The following is a 22,906-nucleotide window of genomic DNA, read 5'->3' as shown; positions in this document are numbered from 1 at the left end:
AGATATGAAAGAATTACGGCCTCATATAACTTTTGAAATTTAAAATGAGAAAAATATTATTTTTAAGTTTAGTCAGTATGCTTAGCTCATATAGCTTTGCAGAAGATAATAATTCGGTTTATAGAGGACTTGGTACTGGGCCTCAGAATTTTTTAAAGTTCCAAATACTCAAACAAAAAGGCTTTTTAGCCAAGAAACCTAATATTTCACGAGCAGACTATAACGATATATACAAACTGAAAAAGCCTTATGAATTTATGGGACAAAACGTTGTACTCATTTCAGATGAATATATGTCTGAATATGTGGGCTGTTGTGTGAGTGAAGGTTGGGGAGCCATATTTAAGCAAACTTCTAATTTAAAATTGATTGAAAAATTTGCGAAAACAAATCAATGTAGTGTCGCTCCTATAGAGTCGACGAGTGATTACTATGGCTTTAAAATTCGTTCTCTGCCAAAAGGTAATTATTATGAATTATCATGCCGTGAACGTGACTTAGCTCAGTCTGAATAGATAGGGATTAACCTCAAAATAAGAGCCAAACAAGTTGTTTGGCTCAAAATAATAAAGGAATATATAGTTAACTCAGCAATAAGAAGCCATAATTCAATTATTTATCAAGTCTTTATTGTTGCTGCAAGTCCTACAAAATTAGCACCATCAAACATAATTAAAATACCATGTATTACTATATTTTTAAGTTTTCTATAAAAGCGCACATAAAAGTATAGATACTAAATGATGTTTCTTTTCATTCAACTTTAAAAGTATAGGTTTTTTCAATTACAGAGCTTCCCCCACCATGAAACCCAGCCCAAATTTTTATAGAAAATGTTCCCTTATATTTTGGTTTTCCTTTGATCTCAATAATATTGTATTTAGATAAATCATTTTCTGGCTTAACTGTAATACCCAGATCATCAGGTATATCTGTAGTTAATTCAGCCTCTTTATCTACAACTTTACCTCCAGAAATCTGAATAAGTTGTCTATACTCCTGACTCACATGAGCTGTTGGAAGCACATCAGGTGTAATCATATATTTTTTACCGCAGCCTGTAAGTATCAGTAAAATTGAAAAAATAATGGAGCGAATATAGTTGTTAGATTTCCCCATCATTAGACCATCTTCTTTCTGTTAAATGGATAGAAATTTCATATAACTTATTACAGGTTAAATCTCTTTTATTGAACTGTAAAATTATAAGTTTTATTGATCTCATTATTACCCCCTGCATAAAAACCAGCCCAAATATGAATTGTAAATGTACCTTTATACTTTGGGGTTCCCTTGACCTCAATAATATTATAACCATCTCGATCATTAGCAGGTTGAACTGTTATTCCTAAATCTTCAGGAATATTTGTGTTCAATGGCTGATCTGTATCAACGACTTTACCACCTGAAATATGAATCACTTGATAATATTTCTGATTGACATGAGCAACGGGTAACTCATCAGGTGTAATCGTATATTTCTTACCACAACCTGTAAGTATCAATAATATTGAGAAAATAGCAATAAGTTTAATTTTCATTAGAATTTTTCCTTTTTAACAATTGAAGCAAAAAATACTTTTTTCGTAATTAACTACCGCGACTAAGCAAGCTTTCAAATATTAAAATTTATTGTTAAATTTGCATTGATAAAAATTACAAATAAAAATAGCCTATAAATAATAGACTATTTTTTTTGGGAAGAGTACTAAGTTAATTTTGGAACTTCTTAAAATTTAAAATATTTATTTCTCAACTTTAAGAGTATAGGTTTTTTTGATTTCAGCACCACCACCACCAAAGAAATCAGCTCTTATCGTTATGAGATATTCTCCACTATATTTTGGAGTCCCCTTCACAACTAAAATATTATAGCCATTTGAATCATTATCTGGTTGAACAGTTATCCCAAAGTCTTTTGGAATATTCGTATTTAATTCAGCATATTGATCGACAACTTTACCCCCTGATATTTCTATAGTTTGCTTATATTCTTGATTAACGTGAGCTATTGGCAAACTATCAGGAGTAATCGTATATTTTTTACCACAACCTGCAAGTATTAATAATATTGATAAAATAGCGATAATTTTCATTAGAATCTCTAAAACCAATAATAATTTAAAATTAAGTTAATTAAACAATTAGAATACTATATTTTTTAAATTATTAACTATATTCTTTCCTAATCTTAGATATTATTTATCTTAGTTCAGACCAATTTAATATATTCTTTATTAACAATCACACTCTCTTTTTATAATTTCTATATTTTGGGCCGACTCTTGATCTCCTTGATCAGCAGCAATCTGAAGTAATTCAATTGATTTATTAATATTTTTTTCTACACCTCTTCCTTCGTAGTACATTCCAGCAAGTATTTTAGCCGCATCTCCATCTTTTCCTTTTATAACTGCTTTATTATACCAATAGGCAGCCTTTTCATAATCTAAAGGGGTCCCTTCGCCATTAAAATACATATTACCTAAATTAAAATTTGCACTTAAGTCACCCAAAATAGAAGCTCTATTAAAAAGATTAAAAGCCTTATTATTATCCTGTTTTACACCAACTCCATCCTTATACATTTTTCCTAAAAAATTAAGAGCTACTCTATTATCTTTTTTCGAAAGCTCAGAAAAAGTATCTAAAGCCTTAGGGATATTAGTATATTTAGTCCCCTCTGTATAATAAATTATACCCAAATTAGCTTTGGCTTCCTTTTCATCCTGTTCGGCAGCTTTCTCAAACCAATAAACAGCCTTGTCCAAATCTACTTTCTCACCACTTAAACCCTGTTGATATACTACCCCCATATTGTATTGGGCAATAGGATCACCATTTTCTGCGTCTTTTTGATATTTACTTAACTCACTATTAGAACTTTTAACTTTTATATTAGATGAATCACATCCTACCAAAGTTAATGTACTAAATATAAATATTGATAAGAAAAATTTCATATTATCTCTCATTTAAAACATGCCTTGATTTGGAAAATCAAGTGGATGATAGCCTATTTGGGATGGAGCATGAAGAATTCTTGGAGCTGGCGGTAATTTATGATCAACAGTTGACTGTTAGTTTTGTGAAGCTTTGAAATTATATTCTCAATCTTTAGTAGTATGTACATGATCATAAAACTATTCTTATTATTAAAATCAGTAATTAGATTGATTATAATTTTCTATAGATACACGCATATATCTTTTCTTAAAATTGATCTATGAAAATCCTTCTTTTTGATACGTTGTTTTTCCGTTTATGTTATTTTACGTTGCAAATTGAGCAAGTAGAATTCTTATATAGTAAATTAACACCCATTAATCTATCCGAGATAAAAGATGTTATCAAAAAAAAATTTTCTAACTGTTTGTCTTTTAAGTATATTAAGTTCAGGTTGTGCAAAATATGTCAATCAAGCTAATGACAATAATGAACAACAGCACTCTAATCAGAATAATATAAATAATATTAATGTAAATGATATCCGATCAAAAGCTGAAAAGGGAGATCCGGAAGCACAGTACAATTTAGGTGTAATGTATGCAGAAGGATATAAAGACATTCAACCCGATATTCTAAAAGCTATTGAATGGTACACTTTATCTGCAAATCAGGGTTATGTTAATGCTCAATATAATTTAGGTTTATTATACATGGGAAATGAGCATATTAAACCAGATTATATCAAAGCAAAATATTGGTATGAGAAAGCCGCAGTACAAGGTGATATACCATCCTTAAACGAACTTGGAAATTTCTACAGTAAAGGTTTAGGTATTAAGCAGGACTATCAAAAGGCTATTAAATACTACTTAGATGCTGCGAATGCAGGTGATTCAGATGCTCAAACAAATCTTGCCACCATGTTTTTATATGGTAGAGGAGTAACTCAAAACAAGTTAGAAGCTTCTCAATGGTATTTGAAAGCTGCCATCCAAGGAGATATTGATGCCCAATATAATTTAGGGCTTATGCACTTACTCGGAGATGGTATAAGACAAGATTATTCTCAAGCACAAAAATGGTTTTTGGCAGCTGCAAATCAAGGCGAAAGCAATGCACAATATCATCTCGGGAAAATATATAAAGACGGACTAGGAGTGGATAAGAACTTATCCTTAGCCCGTACTTGGTTTGAAAAGTCTGCTGAAGCAGGAAACTCATATGCAGCTCAAGAATTATTCAAGTTAAATTAATATCTATTTAAATATAAAATTAACCTAAAAGTATAATTCTTATCTTACTAAGTAGTTAATATATAAAAACCAATCCATACTAAAATTAAAATATTATTTTATAGTTCATCCTGAGCTTAGATATTATTTATCCTCACTCAGATCATCTCATTTTCTTAACACCCACATTCTTTTTTTATAATTTCTATATTTTTAGCAGCTTCTTGATCTCCGTGATCAGCTGCAAACTGATATAAATTTAGTGCTTTTTCAATATCTTTACTCCCTCCTCTCCCTTCATAATACATTCCAGCAAGGGTATAAGCTGCATCAATATTTTCACCTGTTTGATATGCTCTTTCAAACCATTTCCTAGCTTCAATAAAATCTTGTTTAACACCTTGCCCCTTAAAATACATTATCCCTAGATTAAACTCTGCACTATTCGATCCTAAATTAGCTGCTTGCTTAAATAAAGATAATGCTTTTGTATAATCTACAGCAGTATCAATACCATCTTTATATATAACTCCTAATTGATTAATAGATTCAGCATCATTTTTTTCCATCCCTTCTGAAAAAATTTCAATTGCTTTTTTAACATTCTTATATTTTGAATTATCACTAATGTAAATTACACCCAAATTATATTTAGCATCTTCTTCACCTTGCTTAGCTGCTTTTTCAAACCAATAAACGGCCTTATCTAAATCTACTTTCTCACCATTTAAACCTTGTTGATATACTACCCCCATATTGTATTGGGCAACAGGATCACCATTTTCTGCGTCTTTTTGATATTTACTTAACTCACTATTAGAACTTTTAACTTTTATATTAGATGAATCACATCCTACCAAAGTTAATGTACTAAATATAAATATTGACAAGAAAATTTTCATATTATCTCTCATTTAAAACATGCCTTGGTTTGGAAAATCAAGTGGATGATAACCCATTTTGGATGGGGCATCTGGGATTCGTGGGAGTTTCGGTAACTTATGGTCAACTGTTGTTTGTTGGCCCTGAGAAATTTTCAATCCTTTAGAAATACCTTGTGGTTTTTCTAATCTACCATATAGATTGATCTTGTCTGTATTAGAACCACCACAAGCCTTATATTTAACAACACCAGCGCATGCTTCTACATACTTACCATCTTTGCGTTCACCAAATGCAAACCCATCGACTGGTTCGGTGATACTTGCTTCTCCATATAAGCCTATACTTCTTTCTAAAGTCGACCTAGTTACACCATTTCCTTTATATTCTACAGAACCACCAATCCCCACACCTGCCACAATACTTGCATTAGCTGTTTTCCCAGCCGCATATCTTTCGGCTACATCTTTTAAACTTTTACTTGTTGCATACTTTTCATATGTATCTGATGCTGATTTTACACTTCCATATGAACCAATCGAATTCGATGCAAGCCCCCGCGGATCTATCCATTGAGTTGGATCACTTACATAAGCAGAGGTATTAATTCCGCCACTTAAACCAATCGGGTCTTTACTCACATATCTTGCACTATGAGGCTCATAATAACGATAACGGTTATAGTGCAGTTCTGTTTCCAGATCGTAATATTGTCCTTGAAAGCGTAAATTATTTTGTTCAAATGGATTATCTTGGTTTACCGTTGTAATTTCCGATGCCGTTCCCCACGTGTCGTGGAGAATTTCCCAAACACATTCTCCTCGGGTATTAGTCATGGTTTGTGGTGTTCCTACCTGATCACAATGGTAGAATGTAATCTGCTCTAAATCAGTACGCTTTTTCCGAGTATTACTATTCCATATTGGGTCTTTATAAATAGAATAAGGTTTTGTTTGATATTCCTGATAATCAGGAGTTTCTATGAGTTGAATAAAATCCTTATAACCTGCTTGTAATAGTGGAACAAAGCTATCAGGTTCATAAATATAGTGCTTTGTATAATTGGTCTGTGCAGATTTAAAAGACTCCCATATCATTAAATCTCCATCCCAACCAAATAAAGTTAATTCTCTGGCTGTTTTTTTGTAGAGTCGACGACCAAATACATCGTAACCATATTCTGTAACTAGACCATTATTATCGCTTCGAATAAGTCTGTTTTGATTGTCCCAAGTCAGTTTAAGGTTTTTGCCTGCTTGAGTAATCTCTGTCACATTACCTTGAGCGTCATATTGGTAGTGTTTACCTTTATAACTTTTAATAAGGTTATTTTTAATTTGTGCTGGACTTAGTACCGAGTCAGTGTCAATTAAGTTACCTGCTGGGTCAAAATTAAAACTTTCTGTTTTATGTAAACTTTGAGCTGCAATTAAACGCCCAATTGAATCATATTGATAATTGAGCTTACCCAGACGGCTATCTTCGACTTGACTAAGCAAATAGTTTTGATCGTATTGATAGTATCTATGTGCTTGATATTGTAAATAGTCTTGAGTTTCTTGCTCAGGTTGAATGAGCTGTGAATTCAATAACCCGATATCATTATATTGTTTGGTTTGAATGAGTCCATTTGCCAGTAGTCGTGTTGTTTCTCTATGCAACTCATCACGCTGAAATGAAGCAACTTCTTGGTTATTTAAACCAATCGCATAAATGTGCCCTGAACCATAAACAAGATGGTTCAATGTTTGTCCATCAGGTCGAATTGTTTTAATTAAATTTCCAAGCTCATCATATTCATAATGTAATACTGCTGTGAGTGGTTTTAGTTCTGGAATTTTATAATGCTGGTGCTCTCTAACCAACTGTCCAAGTGCATTGCGATAGAAATCAATTTGGCTAACCTCATTACTGGCTCGGCTCAGTTGGCTATTCAGGTTATAGTCAAATTGTTCTGTTTGTTTCTGCCCTGTATGTAAATGGGTAAAGCTTTTAGAAGCAATTTGTCCATCTGCATAATATTCAAATTGGGTCAGTATATTTGGTTGACGGATTTGAAATAATCTTCCGTTCTCATTATAACTATAGTGCTTTTCCTCTCCATCAAAGGCCTGTTCACGTATCAAATATCCATACGGATTGTATCCAAACAAGTATTCCGCTTGATTCTGGTTAATTAGCTTTTGAATGCGACCTTGTTTGTCCCATTGATAAGTTACGCTATGTCGATTGGCATCAATACGTTGCTCTAATAAGCCAACTTGATTGTACTTATATTCCGTTACTAAACCTTTAGTATCTATGTGCTTAAGTAAGCGTCCTTCTTCATCATGTTCAAAGTATTCTTTTAACCCATCAGGATAGATAATGCTTTGTAGCTGCCCTTTATCTCGGCCTTTATCGCTGTAAAAATACTGTACAACTTTATTATTTGCAGTTTGTTCAGCTGTCAGTGCACCATCTTCATCATATTCCCATGTACTACTCTTACCTGAGCAATCGGTATATGAAATCATCTGCCCCAATTCATTGTATTGAATTTTCTTAGCACTACCTTTTGCATTAATGACTTCAACCAATTGATTATTATTGTTATATTTGTACTGTGTGATATGCCCTAATGGATTGATTTCTTTACTAAGGTTACCATTTTTATCATATTCGCGTTTCCAAATACTGCCCTCTGGATCTTTAATTTCAACTAAATTGCCCTGTTCATCATATGCAAAACGAATTACTCCGCCGTTTGGCTGGACAATTTTAACAAGTTGATCTTGATCATTATATTCTTGTTGAGTCTCTCGCCCTTCAAAATCAATTTGACGAGTAATCCGCTTTTGCCCATCACGGCTGTACCATGATTCACGTCCATCTGCTAAACGTGTGCGGTAAGTAAACCCATTGAGGTCAAAGTAATAGTAAGTTGGAACATCATAAGCATCATAAACCGCCACTTGGCGTAAGCGGGGATGCCATTTTAGTTTGGTATGGAAACTGCCATCATCAGCCCATTCTTCTATTGCTTTAGCTTTGGCTTCAGTTGATTCATAGCGAATATTTTGTCCACGCCCTGTACGGTCTGTATAGCGCGTTAGTTGATGAAAGTGATTATATTCATAAGTTCTTATATGGCCATTCTGATCAATAGCTTTAATTAAGTTCCCTTGGGTATCGTATTCATAACGTGCTAATGGTTCGGCTTTATCATCTAAAAACACCGCCATAATTTTAACTTGCTCATTAAAAGCAAATTTTAATTGGTGTTTGGCATGCTCTAATTGAAAATCAACATATTGAAGATAAGCAACCTTTTCAAAAATAAGGTAACTTAAATCAATCTTTTCTTGTGTTTTTTCATTGAATTGTTGAATCAATTGATAAGGCTGTCCAACTGAAAACTGATGAAATTGAAAAGACCAGTCTCCCCCAAAGTTTAGAACCAAATCTCCACTTTTAAGAGGTTGTACTATTATTCCTTCATACGGTACTTCATAAGTTTCAAATATAATGGAAGCTGGCAGTTGATGCTTTCGCCCTTTACTATCAATAAATAGATAGCCTTGAGCATTATGCTGAATCATATTGGAAAATGGCATCATCCAACGTGCACCCATCATACTTTGATCAAACTCATCCATTTGTGAGTTATATTGCCGTATAAAAGAAAAACCTATTTTTGGTAAATAGAAGTCTGCATGTTGAACCCGTTCAGCACCAATTGAATAGCTAATACTTTTTCCAGATTGTGAATCAGCACCTTCACATGGCGGAGCATTTAAAGCATCTGCCTGTAAACTTACAAACTCTAAAGTGTCTCCTTTCGTATGCCGTTCATACTCGCCCGTCTGGTTGATTGGCACATTTGCATTACCTTTATTTTCTAATGCCTGTATGGCTTTCAGTGTTTCTTGTAATAGCCATGCCAACGTATATTTTTGGCTTGTATTCGCTTGCTGTTGTAAAGTTTGACTTAAAGCCACAATAGCTTGAGTTGCTTCTTGTTGCAAAAGACTTGTTATAGTTGGTTGTATTTTAGGGGTTAAATTTGCCTGGGTAGGCTTCCCTAACAAATCAATGAGTGGAATGGCCCAATTTGTAAATTTGAGTTTTGGATCTCGTTTCTCTGCACTTGCACCTGCCGCAATAGTTATTCCTACATTTATACCTGTTGCTGGGGTCGCCATGCTTTGTAATATAGTTACACCCAACGCCGTAGCACTGGCAAGTAGAGTGCTTAACTTCGCTTGAGTCTCTTTTAAAAAGTTCTCTAAATCTCCAGCGATCATCGCATTGAGATGTAAACCTAACCGCTTAATATCAGTTTCTGTAATTTTTCCATTTTCTCGATATAAGCGCTGTGCCATTAAACCAAACATCGGACGTAAAGCCATGCGCGCATGAGCTTCATTACTTGGTTCTGAAAATAAGCCTATTAAATTTGCCGCAAGTAATGCCCCACGTTGTACAGCAACATCACCAGTTTTCTTATCTGTAGCATAGAGCATTAGGTCTAATACACTACCCGTTAATGCAAAGATATTAGCAACCGTGGTTATATTGGCCTTACTTTTTATTTGTTCTAGTGTCGTGTTTCCACACACTTGTAAATAACGCTGAACCTGACTTGCAATCATTTGCAAGTCCGCTACATCCGTAACGCTATTTAAGTTAAAAACAGCAAGTTCAACAGCAGGTTGTTTTTTAATTTCTTTCTGTTGTGTATTCTCTTTAGCCATCAATATAAAACCTTTAACTCATTCAATTACAGCAATGTTTTTCTATGTTGAATCGCTCTATTCATCTAATCTACTTTTTTGACTGCACAAAAGTATCTACAGCACTCTGCTGAATAGGTGAATCTTGATTTATGGACTTAGATAATTTTGCAGCCATTTGATTACTGAGAAAACCTTCACTCTGCTCTTTAAGCATTTCAAGAGACTGGCTTGGGTTTAACGCCATTTGACCAAGACTTTTCATTTGATCGGCAGATAAATTGTGATTAAGTTGTTTTGAAACAGTATTGAGGGCAGTATTGGTTACCTGATTTTTAATCTGACCTACTGTTTGTCCAACTAAATTATCTAAAGTATTCTTGCCAAAGTTTTTGAAACTATTTTTATCAGCTGAAAAAAGATTATTTTGCAACTGAGACATAGCATTTTGCCCCACTGCTCCTAGGGTATTTTTCATTAAACCTTGAACACTTTTGACTGGCTCAGCCCAAGTGTATTTACGATTAAAATCACTGCTTTGTAGCCATGCACTTGTATTATCTTTCTCAAAAACTACTTTAGCCGGTCCAGGCGCAATACCTGTTACTTGTGCGAAACCATTTCCATCGAGTTTGCCTGTGATTTGCTTACCTAATGAATCAATAACTTTATAGCTATTTTGCTTGAAGAAATTTTCTCCACCATAACTCCGCAATAACTCCAAAGCTCCTTGCATTGATTTAGCTTTAGGTAACTGTGGAGTATTTGCACTCACACTTGCTCCAGAAGTAAATAAATGCTGCCCAGCTTTCACCTCAAACTTCCCGCCTGTGACGGGGAAAATTCCCGAACTATTGATCTTAATTTGGGAACCACCAGATGTGATTACAACTTCTTTAGAGGCAGTAATTTCAATTCGATCTTCTGTAGAAATAATCTGAACGCCTTTACGTGCAATTAAGTCTGCTCCGTCAGCTTGGGCTTGTATCTCAACTTTCCCTTTACCCGCATAGAGCCTAGCTCCCTGTTGGGCTGCAAAAAGACTGATCTTATTTTGTGCGTGTGCAATTATGTTTTTTTGAGTGCTTAAATTAATACTATCTCCAGCACTTTGGCTTAATTGGCCATCTGCACTTAAATGTATATCTTCGTTACTGGCTATAGCCACGCTATTTGGTGCACTTAACACCATAATAGCTTGCTTAAATACAGCTGCTTTATCTTTATCTTGCTGTTCAATTTGTTCTAAAAAAGTTTTTAGATTTTCAAGCACTTCTAGTGGATCGGTTTGCTGATTTTTAGCAACTTCACTAAGTGCTTTGGCATTGTTGAGGCTACCCTCTATTTGTTGTTCGGCATTATTTGCATCAAGATGCACACCTTGGGCTTGATCCTGTTTATGAGTAGTAATGAGTAAACCACTACCAGCTCGAATAGCTCCCCATTGATCCGTTCTGAGTTCAAACCCCTCACCACGACCTTCACTTGTCGCACTTCCTTTCGGATGGCTCAAATTACCAAGGTTTAACTGACTAACAGCATGGCTACTTTGTAACTGTGCACTAATTTGCCCAGTCGTATCATCAAGTCGTAACTGGTTAAAGCCTTTTCCACCCACCTCTTCTGAACGAATCCCACTTAGTTTTTTGGTATCGGGTAACTGTCCTTTCTGGTCAAATCGGGTTGGATGACGTTCAGCCTCGTGAATGCGTCCAACTACAAATGGGCGATCGACATTACCATCAAAGAAATTAATAGCAACGATTTCTCCAACACGTGGTAAGAAACGTACACCATACCCCTTTCCAGCCCAAGGGCTTAAAACATCGATCCAAGCTGAATCAGTGTCATTGTCATTACTTCCCGCTCCACCATCGTGGTTATGGTCATCACTTCTTGTAAACAAGAAACGAACTTTAATACGTCCCCATTGATCAACATAAATCTCTTCACCCGCTGGACCAACTACACGCGCACGTTGAGGAGAAGCTTTAGGCCGATTTTGTAATGGTTGATATTCAGGCACAATTTTAATATTGCGGCGTTGTAAAATCAGTTCATTACCCTGACGTTCTTCTGTATTACCCAACGGCCAATCGCTTTGTTGAACCAAAGCTTGAATTTGCTGATTTAAATCTTTGGGTAAATTGTTCTGGTTGTAGTAACTCTTACCAATAATTAAGAACTCTTTGTCTGCTCCACTATGTAGATCAATTTCCGGATGCTCATTAAGTTCAAACCAATAGCCGACTTGTGTATCCCGTACAGTAGTTTGAGCAACAAACTGCTTAGATTGAGCATCATGATAAGCACTTAAGTTTTGATTGAACTTTTCTAGCTGCTGACCACTTGCTGGTGTTGCACCATCTTCACCTTTCAAATCTTGCATCCATGCTGGGCTAAAATGCCAAGCATCTTCAAGACTTAAACTCTGATTGTCATAATTACTGCTATGTTGATGTTTACTTTGTACATTGCCAGCCCCATCTGTTTGTTGTAATGTATCTGACTGCCAACGCTGCACATACACAGAAGTCGGCTGTAAACTACGACCAGCGATTAGGCTAGTCATGCTATCAAACTGTTCAGTTGCATGACTTCGATGGTAGCGAACCGTTCTTCTTGTCAGCGCTTGAAATTGGTTATTATCATCAATGAGACGTAATTTTTGTGCCTGAATATGATCTGTATTATTCGGTACGATCAGTTCCGCTTCATCAATCAGCCAATTAATACCTTCACTTCGCCATAAACGAGTTAGAAAGTCATAGTCAGTTTCGTTCAACTGCATAACGAAAGGACGAGTATCATATTGCTGTTTTAACCCACTCAAATCTAGTGTAAGGCTAGCAGCAAATAATGGGCTTTTCCCTTGCCAGTCTTGAAAAAGAATTTCACTAATTTCTTTCACACTCTTGTTCATAAACACACGGCTATTTCTGCGTTTATGCCAAAGATAAGTTGAATCACTTATTGTGAGCTTATATAAAGTTAGAGCACCATCACTTTGCCCCTGTGATGCTCCAGTAATAATACCTGTAGTACGAAATAATTGTCCTTGATCTGTCACCTGATCAACAGCAACCTGTACACCTATAAATTTTTTAAGTGGAAGGTGAGCATTGGTTGATAAACAAATCAAATCTGCAGTTATGCCCTGATTAAGATAATGTTGCCCATCTATACGTTGTAAAAAAACTTGGCTATTCAGGGATGCATCTGAAAATTGAAGGTATACCGAACGATGTTTTGAGAGAAAACCAAAATTCTCTAAAATTTGAAAGATATTATTAAACATCACTTTTTTATAAATCTGAGTTATAAACTACTATATTTTATAAAAAATAGACAGATTTGTCTATTTTCAAATCTACCCTTTTACAAATAATAACTTCCTAGAATGTATGTAATAAAATTAAAAATCAATATCTTATAAAATGCCACCCCATAAAAAGTAAAAACAATTCACTACAATTACAATAGCTTAAGCACAAATTAATAAAATTTAGATAATATAATTATTGATATAGAATATATTATTAATATAACTAATATACTTTTTATACTCTTATTCATACAGTCACCAAACTTCGTTCCAAAGCATTTAAAAAATAATCCAACAACTTCTCCCTTTCACTAGCTTTATTAGGATCTAAAAGTTGGATGATTGCGCCATCAATCATAAATAAAATCATGTTTGCATCAGCTTTTAAGCCACGACTTTCTAGACTAAATATCAAATCAAAAAGTTCTTTAAGTAGCCATTTTCTATATTCAATCGCCATGCGGTAAGCTCGAGGATAAAGCAGTTTTAATTCAAAAATAGCTTTAAACAAAAGATGGTAAAGGCTATTTATATCGACATGTAAGCGAATAATTTCTTTGAGTTTATCGGCTGCGGTTGGGTAGCGGTGTGAGTAGACAATTGCCAGAACTTCTTCTTTGAGTCGGCTTTTTTGAAAGATTAAGCACATTTCAACAAGTCGTTCTTTCGAGTGAAAGTAGTTATAAAACGTCGCTTTTTGAATTTTGGATTTTTTGATAATCAGGTCTACGCCTGCATTATGAAATCCATGCGTGGTAAAAAGTTGGATAGCGGTTTGAACCACCTGTAATTTTTTGGAAGATATTTCTAAAGTTGGCATCGTTTTACCGTTATAAATTCTTGTTATGTCTAAATGAGATAAAAAGCCTGTGCCCTTTCTGGGAGAAAAAAAGGCACAGCAAAGCCGTAAGACGGTGCTTGGCACATCTCAAGTTTTGTAGTTGCTAAGTTTTAAGTAAAAATGACTTAAAGCCTGAAAACCTTATGACGTTCAAGCTGCTTTAAATTTTTAAGTTGTGTCGATATAGACTTTGACAAAGGCTGCCAAGAAATAATGAATGTGCAAAGCCAACTCCTTTTTTATTGGGAGTTCTGCCAAATCATTAAAATTATGGTGGCAGAACGAAAGGGGGTTCGCAGACTGGAAACAAAGGAACCAGCACACCCGAAGGTGTCCCCCTTCCGCCCTACCGTAGAGAAAAAGGGGGCGAACGAGTTCCCGACACACAAAATAAGAATTTTGCATATCGACTTTGTTTTCCCGGTCTGCGACAACCGGCTGGCAATGTGGCCAGCATGCGAAGAATAGTATTCAACTCTCTTACAGTCAAGCACACAAAATGACATTTGTTTTAAATTAGATCATTAAAAAGTAAGGATAAATAATGAATGAGTTATTGTTAAAGTGGGGTTTATAAAGTCACAATAATTTAGCGATTTATAGGTTTATTGATTTGGGTTTGTGCCCGTATTTCGTATAAGGGGTACTATATTAATTATTGAAAATTTTATAATATTAATAACAATCTATAAGACTAAAAATTTAATGCTAACGAACACTCATCAAGACTATATAAATAAGGTAAGTAAAATACTTGAAAATTTGGAAGAAAAAGGAGAAATAATGATTCTTTCACAATCTTCCGAAATAATATCGAAACTGATAATCCACTCAATTGCAGAAGAAACACTAGAAAAGAGATTAGAAAGTGATTTTATTATTGAATGTGATATTCCTCACTTACTAGATGTTATATCATCTCAGTTAAGTTCAATATTTAAAGAAGATAAAGAAAATTCAGATAAAATAGTGAATAAGTTTTATCATAATTTATTACATAGATTGACTATGCAGCAAGTTGCAGAGCTTTTACACCATGAAGGCGCTTTTGAAATAGCCTTGCGATCATACTATTCCATAAAGTTGGGGAATGAAGATTATTTAGATTTAAACTATCTTGATTGGAGAAAACAATATTATTCTCAACTAAAATAATAAGAAGCTTTATATAAAATAAAAGGTGATTTTCTCCCGTTTCGCTACAGAAGGACACGAGTGGTATTGCTGTTTGCTTTTCATTCTATTTATTTCAATTTATAAAAAATATATAATATTCTCAATAGTTTTTTAATTATCTATTACATTCAATCAAGATCATATATTTTCAATAAAGAGAATAAAATGCAAGACCAAGCTTTAACCTCTCTTCCTCAAGATGTAAATGAGGATCAAAATATTACAACTCCACCAATTTCACATTCAGGAATTCATCATTTTAAATTTCATGGGAATGCCTCAGAATATTTTGGAATCTGGATCGTTAATATTCTTTTGACTATTATTACCTTAAGCTTATATGCGCCTTGGGCTAAAGTTCGTCGCTTACGCTATTTCTATGGTAATACAGAATTTTTTGAACGCCGCTTTGATTTTACAGGGATTCCAACCAAGATTTTGATTGGACGTTTAATTGCATTAGGAATTTACGTCGTTTTTGCAATTTCATCACAGTATTCAATGATTGCGACTGTGGTTGGACTAGTTGCGCTATATGCAGCAGTACCTTGGCTAATTCGCGCTACTTTACGTTTTACGGCAAGAAATAGTAAGTTCGGCAACGCACGTTTTTATTTTGGTGGAACGACAAAAGAATCTTATAAAGTCTTTCTTTTGAGTATATTGGTATATATTTTCACTTTAGGAATCTTTACACCTGTAGCTATTTGGCTATATAAAAAATATTATCTTAACAACTTATATGCTGGACAATTAAATTTTAAATTAAACGCGAAATGGTCTGCATATATGGCTGCAGTTTATATACCAGTTTTTATTGCAATTGGTATAATTGCTATTTTTTCAATCATTTACTTTGCTATGGCAGGAACAATTTCTGGGTTCTCACCAAACGCTATATTCTTCGGAATATTTACGGTATATGCATTTATTGGATTATTTATTTATCCATTAATCGCTGCACGTATTTTTATTACGACATGGAACAATACTACAGTTGGAAACAGTCAATTTAAAACAGACTGTAATCAATGGCGTTTTGCATGGATTGTAGCATCAAACTGGATTGTAAAAATCTTATCCATAGGTTTAATGTCTGCTTGGGCTGCAGTTCGTATTCATAAATACCAGATTGAATCGATGAGTTTAATTTTATTAGATGATCCAGATCAAATGATGAATCTAGCCCAACAAGAGCAAAGTGCTTTAGCTGAAGAAATCAGTGATATTTTTGATATCGACATCTCTTTATAATAATCTGAGTTTAATAATTTATGTCCCAAGCAGTAGATATCACTTTCTATGATGGCCTAGTGTCTAAACCATACCCTGCTCAGATTTCAGCTCAATCTGAATCTGAAGTTCTAATTCGGTATGGTGAGCAATTAGAACTTCAGCGTCATTATCAATATACTGATATGAAATTGATTGGTGCGCTGGGACAGTTACACCCAGTAATTGAATTATCTGATGATGCACGAATTGAATTTCATAGTGCATTACCTGAATGGTTTAATTACACAACTAAAAAGGTTCAACATTCGATCTGGAAATTTGAACGCTCTCCGGGTCTTATTCTTTTTAGTGTAATTTTTGTGATTACTTTTGCGATCAGTCTAGTCAAATGGGGTGTTCCAGCCACATCCCATTATCTTGCTTTTCAATTGCCTGAGAATACTTTAAAGAAACTAGGTGATGAAGCAGAGAATTATGTATTAAATAATTGGACTGCACCCAGCCAATTAACACAAACTCAAAAAGATCAAATTACTAAACAATATTTGAATACTGTTGCTGAAAACAAACCAGCCAAATTAGTCTTCCGTAAAGGCGATCAATTAGGGGCTAATGCTGTAGCGCTACCCAATAATACGATTATTATCACAGATGAACTGATCAAATTGGCACATACGAATCAGGAAATCTTAGGCGTATTAGCCCATGAACAAGGCCATTTGGTTTATCGCCATAGTTTGCAACAAGGGTTAACGAGTTTAGGCCTAAGTATATTATATATTGCAATGACAGGAGATAATTCAGACTTATTTACGTCCTTACCTGCTGCTATGATTGGTGCAAATTACTCACGTAAATTTGAATCCGAAGCCGATCTATATGCTTTACAGTTGATGGATAGGAAGCATATCGAAGTCTCGCACTTTGCAAATTTCTTACAACGTTTAAGCGATACAACAGAAGAAGGTATCGATAAAAAGAATCAGGCCAACCCAGCAACTTCTCAAGAAGAATCTTCAGCTAATAAACTATCTACAGCTGTTCTTGATACTTTATCCTCTCATCCTGCAACCGAAGAGCGTATTCGAATGGTTCATGATTTTGAGAAAAAACAGAAAGGCGCACAAAATAATTTATAGGCTCACAGAGTCTATCTAGAAAATTTATGGTCTTTAGGAAGTGGAGCATCACATGGTTGATCCGTCTTTATATTGACCATTTTCACAGGCCCATCATTGTAGATTGTTACCTTGCAGCCTTTTACGACATATTCCTGTTGAATACCACCGTACATTTCATCCTCAGAAACAGCAGATGCAACATCACACGCCTCATCAGCACGACATATAGCCTCTTGCCCACCAACTTCTACAGCTTCTGCTCCAGCAGCTTCCATTGCGTCTCCAGCACTCTCCTGTACTTCAACACCTACAGCCTGTATTTGTGCGGCATATGTATTTGAAAGATTCATCATAAGAAAAATTGCAAAAAAGAACTTACTACTGTGATTTATTAAATTCATGAATTATCCATATCTCTTAATTTAAATTTGGTACATATCAGGCGATTTTACTTTGCAAGTTAGTGATGCAAAGGGATTAGTATTATAAGGAGCTATTCCGCCTATAATTATACATATAGCAGCAATAGTTGACTCGAAAGAATTCATCAAACAATTACAAGATATTGACCATTATGATGGTGCATTAACTACACAATATAAAATTAAACTGAAATCAAAATCTGTCTAACTCAATCCAAATTTTTATGTGGGGTAGAATGAGGGGTAAAATAATAGATATAAAAAAAAGCCCCTGCTTTTAACAGGGGCTTTTCGAATTTGGCGGAAGCGGTGAAATCCTAATTCAAACTAAGTATTGATGACATGGCTTTGTGTAATTCATTGTCCGCCGATTCAATTTTGTTGCTTTGCCAAGCAATATAGCCGTCTGGCCTGATCATTATGCAAGCATTTTCATCATTACCCCAAGAGCGAGAAAGTTCTCCATAAGAGTCTTCAACGTCTCTTTTTGGACCTACCTGTATAACGTTAATATCCAAGTTGAGCTGGTTATTAAGTTTGTCTACAACCCACTTCCATTTGTCACCTTGTAACCAACAGAACAGCGTAAACTTTCCATTTCCGATTAAGTCTAAGGTTGATATTTTTTTATGATTTTTGACTAGCCATACATGAGGGAGTTTATGGCCAGAGGTAAATGAAGGATAATAATGAAGATCTTCATCTCTACTAGAATCTATTTTATTTTCAATATGATATTCTGCTCTAACAATTGCAGATGAATGATAACGTATGTTAGTTTCTACGCCTAAAGCAGCAAATTCATAAGCTTTATATTCAATTGCAGATCTTAAATCACGGCGTTTAACAGCACCTTTTTCATTACCTTCGCTTAAGACATTTATACTTCCTTGCATCGTCTCTGTACTGTACTTTCCATCTAACTCTAAAGCAGAAAAGATTGTAGAGAACTCTCTAACACTTTGATTTGCTCGTTTAACAATTCGCTCACCAACAGGTGCTCTTTCATCATTAAAACTATCTAATAAACCACTACCCGCTTTGCCATTTAATACAAATGCTAATTTCCAACATAAGTTATAAGCGTCTTGTATAGATGAGTTTGAACCTAATCCATTCGAAGGTGGATGACGATGGACAGCATCGCCAATACAGAAAACTCGACCTTTTGAGTATTGCTCTGCATACATTTCATTTACTGTCCATAACGACTTACTACTTATGCTTATTTCAATGTCGTTATCGCCAATAAGCTGCTTGCAAATTGCAATTGCCTCATCATCGGTAAGAGATGGTTCTTCTTTTTCAATGTCATATCCCCAAACAATCTGCCATTCATTCCAAGGTCTGACCATACGCAACAACCCTAGGCCAATCCCACCAATGTTTGCTCCAGGTTGTATAATCCACCACAGGTAACCAGGCCGATGTGAAACGTATTTTGTTAAATCGGCTTTAAAAATAATACTGATACTCCCACTTTTCCCCATTTTACCTGCCATAGGCAAATCTAAATCTTTTACGACTTGGCTGCTTGCACCATCAGCTCCGATTAAATACTTACAACGAATTAAGTATGTTTGTTTAGTTAATCTATCTAAAACAGTGACTGTTACACCATTCTCATCTTGTACATGAGATAAGTATTCCGTATCAAATCTTGGATGGCTACCTCGTGATGCAGCATTTGAAAGCAAAATAGGTTCAAATAGATGTTGAGGAAGATCGCACTGTTCACAGGGACTCGCTTTAGCATACTCAGATATTCTTTCTGGATTATTCATTCCATAAGGAAAACGTCCAATTTCATCACCCGTTAAAGATGTGCAATAAACAACATCTCCCATAACTTCTTTTGGTGCTGCTTTTGCGATTACTTCATCTGAGATCCCCAAGTCTCGAACAATTTCCATAGTTCTTTGACTGATATAATGGGCACGAGGGCTGTTTGCTAGCCATCTATATTTAGTTATTATGATATTTCTGATTCCATAATTACTTAACATAAGTGCAGCAGAAGAACCAGCTGGACCACTTCCAACAATTAAAACATCAGTTTCTAACATTTTTATCCTATTACTTACATATTCTTGGTAGCTAAATCGCTATTGCATAAACTTAACGAAAATAACTATTTTTGATATAATATTGCTTCTAAAAACTCTTTTAGATCATGTAGGTAAAAACTTCACAACATTAAGTATTAAATAAGTCTATAAAAGTTATAAAACAGATTTTTAATAAAAATTGATATATCTTCACAGTTCAAGATTCTAATAAATAAAGGAAAATTTAGAAACCAAATGATCTAGAGTCTAAAATAATATAACATTTAGATTTTATTGGTAGCATTGGCAAATCCATACAGAATATATCTTTTAGATAGACCTAGGCCTCTAGTTCAATCTCTAATTTTTAAGCAGTTTTTTTATTTATTAAAATCATATGAGCTATACTTTTAAAATAAAATTATGAAGTAATCATTATTTAAATTGTACTTTATACAAACGAATATTATTAACACCATCAATAGGAATTATGAATTATGGAAAAGCAAGATGTGATATCGATTGTAGATAGATATTTTTCCAATACGATTTCTAATCTAACAAATTTTCCAATACATAAGCTAAAAAATGATCCTATTGAAAATGAAAATTCTTTCTTCTTTCTACATGACTTTGGTACTTATGAATTAGAAGCTAAATTCAATTATTGTGATGGTTTTCCACAGAAAATTGCTTTACTGATACATGGCGGCAATTCTGATTTAAGTTCTTTAAGTCCTTTGGAAAATCTACTTATAAGTAAAAATATTGGAACACTTTCATTCAATTTAAGTGGCTTAAATAATACGAGTGAAACGAAATCATCTTTATCTCAGAACATAAATGAAAGTATGGTTTTTTACAGCCTTCTAAAAAAAGTGGATATTGTCATTGGATATAGTTTAGGCGGTTATATTGCAATTAATTTAGCTAAAAAATTTCAAATTGATCGATTGATTCTATTATGCCCAGCGATATATTCAGATCAAGCAGTCAAAAAAATATATGGAAATGAATTTAAGGATGAAATTTCCAAACCTTATAGCTTTTACTCATCATCAATTTGGCTTTTTTTAATGGAATATAAAAGAGAAATCACAATAGTTTATGGAGAGTTAGATGGTATAAAAACAGATAATGGAAAGTCGAAAGGGTTTTATGAAATGAATGGTATTACAAAGTACTCCCCTATTCCCTATGAGATAGTCCAATCCTTAAAAAAAATTTCCATGCGAAAAGCTAACTTTAATTTCATAATTGAGAAAGATAAAGATCATTACCTCTTAAAAAATATCAGAAATTATAATATTTAAAAATTGATTAGATTGGACTGCAAAAGGTTCTCGTCTTGTTAAAAACGAATAGAATGAATTTTCAACTCCTACAATGTTAGGTGCATTTGTTATCGTCGAAAAAATAAAGCCCCTTAAACTTTCTAGTTTAAAAGACTTTTAAAATTCATTTAAATAAGAAATAGCTTTAATTTGTAGGGGCTAATTCAAAATCTGAAACAATACTGCAAAGAGTAGAATATTTGCGATCACTATGGCCCAACCACCATATAGCATATATTTCAGTTGACTTGAACGTGCTAAACCCATTTGACCAAACATATCAGAAGATGGGAAAGGACCAAACCAGTCTACTTGGGAGCTTGATAATAAAACTGCTGTAACCGCAACAGGTGGAACACCATTTGCCAGTAAAATTGGTCCAAAAATTTTATTGGTAAAAGTCATTTGTGCAACAGCTGCTCCTGGAATATGCCCCACAATATTAAATAAAAAAATACCAAAACACAGCATCGCAGGACTTAAGTCGACCAAATACGGTGTCGCATTATCTAACAGTGTTTGATAAGCATTAAGTTTTTCAACAAGAACTAAAATTGGATTGTATAACCAGTAAAGAATAAACATCCATACTAATTTACCGCATCCCTCATAGAGTGCTTCCAAAATTTGTTTAGGACTAAACCCCGCCACTAACCCAGTTAATGTGGCAACAGTAAGCATCACAATAATTGCAAAACTAAAGCCTGCTTTAAAAATAATTCCAAGAATTGCCATCACGATAATTGTGCCAATAAATACAATCGCTGCACGTTTACTTCTTTTCACTTCAGAGGCACTTTCTATTTTTTCAGAAGGTTCTAAGAAATTTTCATTATAGGTATATCTTCCAAAAGTCCACTTTTGGATATAGCCAGACATGAACCACCCCGTCAGAAGTGTGACAACACTCATAGGTATGGCACAAGTGCTCAAATATTGCGGGTAGGTCAAGCCTCCCAACTCTAAAATAGTCACTGTACTTGGTGTAAAAGGTCCTATAAAGAGACCGACCGAACCTGCTGTCATCAAAAGTAATGCAACTGTAGGCGGTGTTAAACCAACTGCTGCAGCAATGGGAATAATGACAGCAACAATAATGGCATTACCACCTGCCATAGTTCCCAATGAACCACAAATAACAACTGATGAAATCATGATGCCAAGTTTGACGCGAGGAATACTTGAAAGCCCAACTTTATTGACAATAAATTTGACCAATTCTTTCGCTGCACCTGTTCGGTTAGCAACTTCACCAACCCCAGCACCTAACATAATAATAAGACCTACAGTCGCAATAAATGAGCCCGTAGACTTTGCAAGAATTCCACCCAATTCAAATACGCTGGTGGATGTCATGATCACACTAATGACAATAGCAATAATAACTGCCAGAACAATATCGAGACCAATAACAGTTAAGAGCGCCAAGGCAAAAATGGGCAATAACCCAATTAAACCGACCTCCTCTACTGGTAGGCCTTTTGCATAAAATGCTAAAGCAAAGCTAAGAATAATAATGGTGATAAGGGCAATATTTTTAGGTGTCCTTATATTTGGTATTGTTATAGAAGATTGCTCAACTGACATATGTATCACTCCTTGATCATTGGGCATTGAATTTCACA

17 protein-coding genes are annotated in these 22,906 nt (G+C 34.5%); 6 read left to right on the top strand and 11 right to left on the bottom strand.

Features of this window, described 5'->3' with window-relative positions; genetic code table 11:
• The first annotated feature begins 44 nt into the window (after positions 1-44).
• Positions 45-515: a hypothetical protein gene (locus JGE69_RS01500; RefSeq protein ID WP_063098376.1), complete on the top strand. Its 471-nt coding sequence runs from the start codon at positions 45-47 to the stop codon at positions 513-515.
• A gap of 238 nt (positions 516-753) precedes the next feature.
• On the opposite strand, the gene JGE69_RS01495 is transcribed toward JGE69_RS01500, so the two are convergent.
• From JGE69_RS01495 to JGE69_RS01480, 4 genes are all read right to left on the bottom strand, one after another.
• Positions 754-1,122 (bottom strand): hypothetical protein, encoded by a 369-nt coding sequence (locus JGE69_RS01495; RefSeq protein ID WP_227602349.1) that lies wholly within the window; start codon positions 1,120-1,122, stop codon positions 754-756.
• A gap of 65 nt (positions 1,123-1,187) precedes the next feature.
• Positions 1,188-1,541 (bottom strand): hypothetical protein, encoded by a 354-nt coding sequence (locus tag JGE69_RS01490; protein WP_063098375.1) that lies wholly within the window; start codon positions 1,539-1,541, stop codon positions 1,188-1,190.
• Between the two features lie 204 nt (positions 1,542-1,745).
• Positions 1,746-2,096 (bottom strand): hypothetical protein, encoded by a 351-nt coding sequence (locus JGE69_RS01485; RefSeq protein ID WP_068563197.1) that lies wholly within the window; start codon positions 2,094-2,096, stop codon positions 1,746-1,748.
• A 141-nt stretch (positions 2,097-2,237) separates the two neighbouring features.
• A complete protein-coding gene (locus JGE69_RS01480) occupies positions 2,238-2,975 on the bottom strand; it encodes a tetratricopeptide repeat protein (RefSeq protein ID WP_199112003.1) in 738 nt (245 codons plus the stop codon).
• Positions 2,976-3,344: 369 nt separating this feature from the next.
• Between JGE69_RS01480 and JGE69_RS01475 the strand changes: the two genes are divergently transcribed.
• Positions 3,345-4,202, top strand: coding sequence for a tetratricopeptide repeat protein (locus tag JGE69_RS01475; RefSeq protein WP_069122597.1), 858 nt, complete (start codon positions 3,345-3,347; stop codon positions 4,200-4,202).
• Positions 4,203-4,357: 155 nt separating this feature from the next.
• On the opposite strand, the gene JGE69_RS01470 is transcribed toward JGE69_RS01475, so the two are convergent.
• The 4 genes from JGE69_RS01470 to JGE69_RS01455 all read right to left on the bottom strand — a co-directional run bounded on the left by JGE69_RS01470 (position 4,358) and on the right by JGE69_RS01455 (position 13,923).
• Positions 4,358-5,083 carry a tetratricopeptide repeat protein gene (locus tag JGE69_RS01470; protein ID WP_068563289.1) on the bottom strand — a complete coding sequence of 242 codons (726 nt, stop codon included), beginning with the start codon at positions 5,081-5,083 and terminating at the stop codon, positions 4,358-4,360.
• A 12-nt stretch (positions 5,084-5,095) separates the two neighbouring features.
• Positions 5,096-9,799: an RHS repeat-associated core domain-containing protein gene (locus tag JGE69_RS01465; RefSeq protein WP_199112001.1), complete on the bottom strand. Its 4,704-nt coding sequence runs from the start codon at positions 9,797-9,799 to the stop codon at positions 5,096-5,098.
• Positions 9,800-9,869: 70 nt separating this feature from the next.
• Positions 9,870-13,076, bottom strand: coding sequence for a type VI secretion system Vgr family protein (locus JGE69_RS01460; protein ID WP_199111999.1), 3,207 nt, complete (start codon positions 13,074-13,076; stop codon positions 9,870-9,872).
• A gap of 274 nt (positions 13,077-13,350) precedes the next feature.
• Positions 13,351-13,923 carry a TetR/AcrR family transcriptional regulator gene (locus JGE69_RS01455; protein WP_199111997.1) on the bottom strand — a complete coding sequence of 191 codons (573 nt, stop codon included), beginning with the start codon at positions 13,921-13,923 and terminating at the stop codon, positions 13,351-13,353.
• An 804-nt stretch (positions 13,924-14,727) separates the two neighbouring features.
• On the opposite strand from JGE69_RS01455, the gene JGE69_RS01450 reads away from it, so the two are divergent.
• The 3 genes from JGE69_RS01450 to JGE69_RS01440 all read left to right on the top strand — a co-directional run bounded on the left by JGE69_RS01450 (position 14,728) and on the right by JGE69_RS01440 (position 17,495).
• Positions 14,728-15,099 (top strand): hypothetical protein, encoded by a 372-nt coding sequence (locus JGE69_RS01450; RefSeq protein WP_068563288.1) that lies wholly within the window; start codon positions 14,728-14,730, stop codon positions 15,097-15,099.
• 186 nt (positions 15,100-15,285) lie between these two features.
• Complete coding sequence (locus JGE69_RS01445; protein ID WP_199111995.1) at positions 15,286-16,374, top strand: YjgN family protein; 1,089 nt, start codon at positions 15,286-15,288, stop codon at positions 16,372-16,374.
• Between the two features lie 20 nt (positions 16,375-16,394).
• On the top strand, positions 16,395-17,495 hold the full coding sequence (locus JGE69_RS01440) for a M48 family metallopeptidase (protein ID WP_199111993.1): 1,101 nt from the start codon (positions 16,395-16,397) through the stop codon (positions 17,493-17,495).
• Positions 17,496-17,506: 11 nt separating this feature from the next.
• On the opposite strand, the gene JGE69_RS01435 is transcribed toward JGE69_RS01440, so the two are convergent.
• Both JGE69_RS01435 and JGE69_RS01430 read right to left on the bottom strand, forming a co-directional pair.
• Positions 17,507-17,830 carry a hypothetical protein gene (locus JGE69_RS01435; protein ID WP_081410586.1) on the bottom strand — a complete coding sequence of 108 codons (324 nt, stop codon included), beginning with the start codon at positions 17,828-17,830 and terminating at the stop codon, positions 17,507-17,509.
• Between the two features lie 386 nt (positions 17,831-18,216).
• Positions 18,217-19,965 (bottom strand): FAD-dependent oxidoreductase, encoded by a 1,749-nt coding sequence (locus JGE69_RS01430; RefSeq protein WP_199111991.1) that lies wholly within the window; start codon positions 19,963-19,965, stop codon positions 18,217-18,219.
• A gap of 479 nt (positions 19,966-20,444) precedes the next feature.
• Between JGE69_RS01430 and JGE69_RS01425 the strand changes: the two genes are divergently transcribed.
• Entirely contained in the window at positions 20,445-21,260 is an 816-nt protein-coding gene (locus JGE69_RS01425) for an alpha/beta fold hydrolase (protein ID WP_199111989.1), read from the top strand.
• Between the two features lie 180 nt (positions 21,261-21,440).
• Here the strand turns inward: JGE69_RS01425 and JGE69_RS01420 are convergent, their stop codons facing one another.
• Complete coding sequence (locus tag JGE69_RS01420; protein ID WP_199111987.1) at positions 21,441-22,868, bottom strand: Na+/H+ antiporter NhaC family protein; 1,428 nt, start codon at positions 22,866-22,868, stop codon at positions 21,441-21,443.
• Positions 22,869-22,906: the final 38 nt, after the last annotated feature.

The sequence above is a fragment of the Acinetobacter sp. C13 genome, from assembly GCF_016809775.1.
Taxonomy (GTDB): domain Bacteria; phylum Pseudomonadota; class Gammaproteobacteria; order Pseudomonadales; family Moraxellaceae; genus Acinetobacter; species Acinetobacter pittii.
This window is presented reverse-complemented; position numbering and strand designations above follow the sequence as displayed.

Coding starts and splice junctions, on each gene's coding strand:
- JGE69_RS01500 (WP_063098376.1), top strand. CDS start 45: ATGAGAAAAATATTATTTTTAAGTTTAGTCAGTATGCTTAGCTCATAT.
- JGE69_RS01495 (WP_227602349.1), bottom strand. CDS start 1,122: ATGATGGGGAAATCTAACAACTATATTCGCTCCATTATTTTTTCAATT.
- JGE69_RS01490 (WP_063098375.1), bottom strand. CDS start 1,541: ATGAAAATTAAACTTATTGCTATTTTCTCAATATTATTGATACTTACA.
- JGE69_RS01485 (WP_068563197.1), bottom strand. CDS start 2,096: ATGAAAATTATCGCTATTTTATCAATATTATTAATACTTGCAGGTTGT.
- JGE69_RS01480 (WP_199112003.1), bottom strand. CDS start 2,975: ATGAGAGATAATATGAAATTTTTCTTATCAATATTTATATTTAGTACA.
- JGE69_RS01475 (WP_069122597.1), top strand. CDS start 3,345: ATGTTATCAAAAAAAAATTTTCTAACTGTTTGTCTTTTAAGTATATTA.
- JGE69_RS01470 (WP_068563289.1), bottom strand. CDS start 5,083: ATGAAAATTTTCTTGTCAATATTTATATTTAGTACATTAACTTTGGTA.
- JGE69_RS01465 (WP_199112001.1), bottom strand. CDS start 9,799: ATGGCTAAAGAGAATACACAACAGAAAGAAATTAAAAAACAACCTGCT.
- JGE69_RS01460 (WP_199111999.1), bottom strand. CDS start 13,076: ATGTTTAATAATATCTTTCAAATTTTAGAGAATTTTGGTTTTCTCTCA.
- JGE69_RS01455 (WP_199111997.1), bottom strand. CDS start 13,923: ATGCCAACTTTAGAAATATCTTCCAAAAAATTACAGGTGGTTCAAACC.
- JGE69_RS01450 (WP_068563288.1), top strand. CDS start 14,728: ATGATTCTTTCACAATCTTCCGAAATAATATCGAAACTGATAATCCAC.
- JGE69_RS01445 (WP_199111995.1), top strand. CDS start 15,286: ATGCAAGACCAAGCTTTAACCTCTCTTCCTCAAGATGTAAATGAGGAT.
- JGE69_RS01440 (WP_199111993.1), top strand. CDS start 16,395: ATGTCCCAAGCAGTAGATATCACTTTCTATGATGGCCTAGTGTCTAAA.
- JGE69_RS01435 (WP_081410586.1), bottom strand. CDS start 17,830: ATGATGAATCTTTCAAATACATATGCCGCACAAATACAGGCTGTAGGT.
- JGE69_RS01430 (WP_199111991.1), bottom strand. CDS start 19,965: ATGTTAGAAACTGATGTTTTAATTGTTGGAAGTGGTCCAGCTGGTTCT.
- JGE69_RS01425 (WP_199111989.1), top strand. CDS start 20,445: ATGGAAAAGCAAGATGTGATATCGATTGTAGATAGATATTTTTCCAAT.
- JGE69_RS01420 (WP_199111987.1), bottom strand. CDS start 22,868: ATGTCAGTTGAGCAATCTTCTATAACAATACCAAATATAAGGACACCT.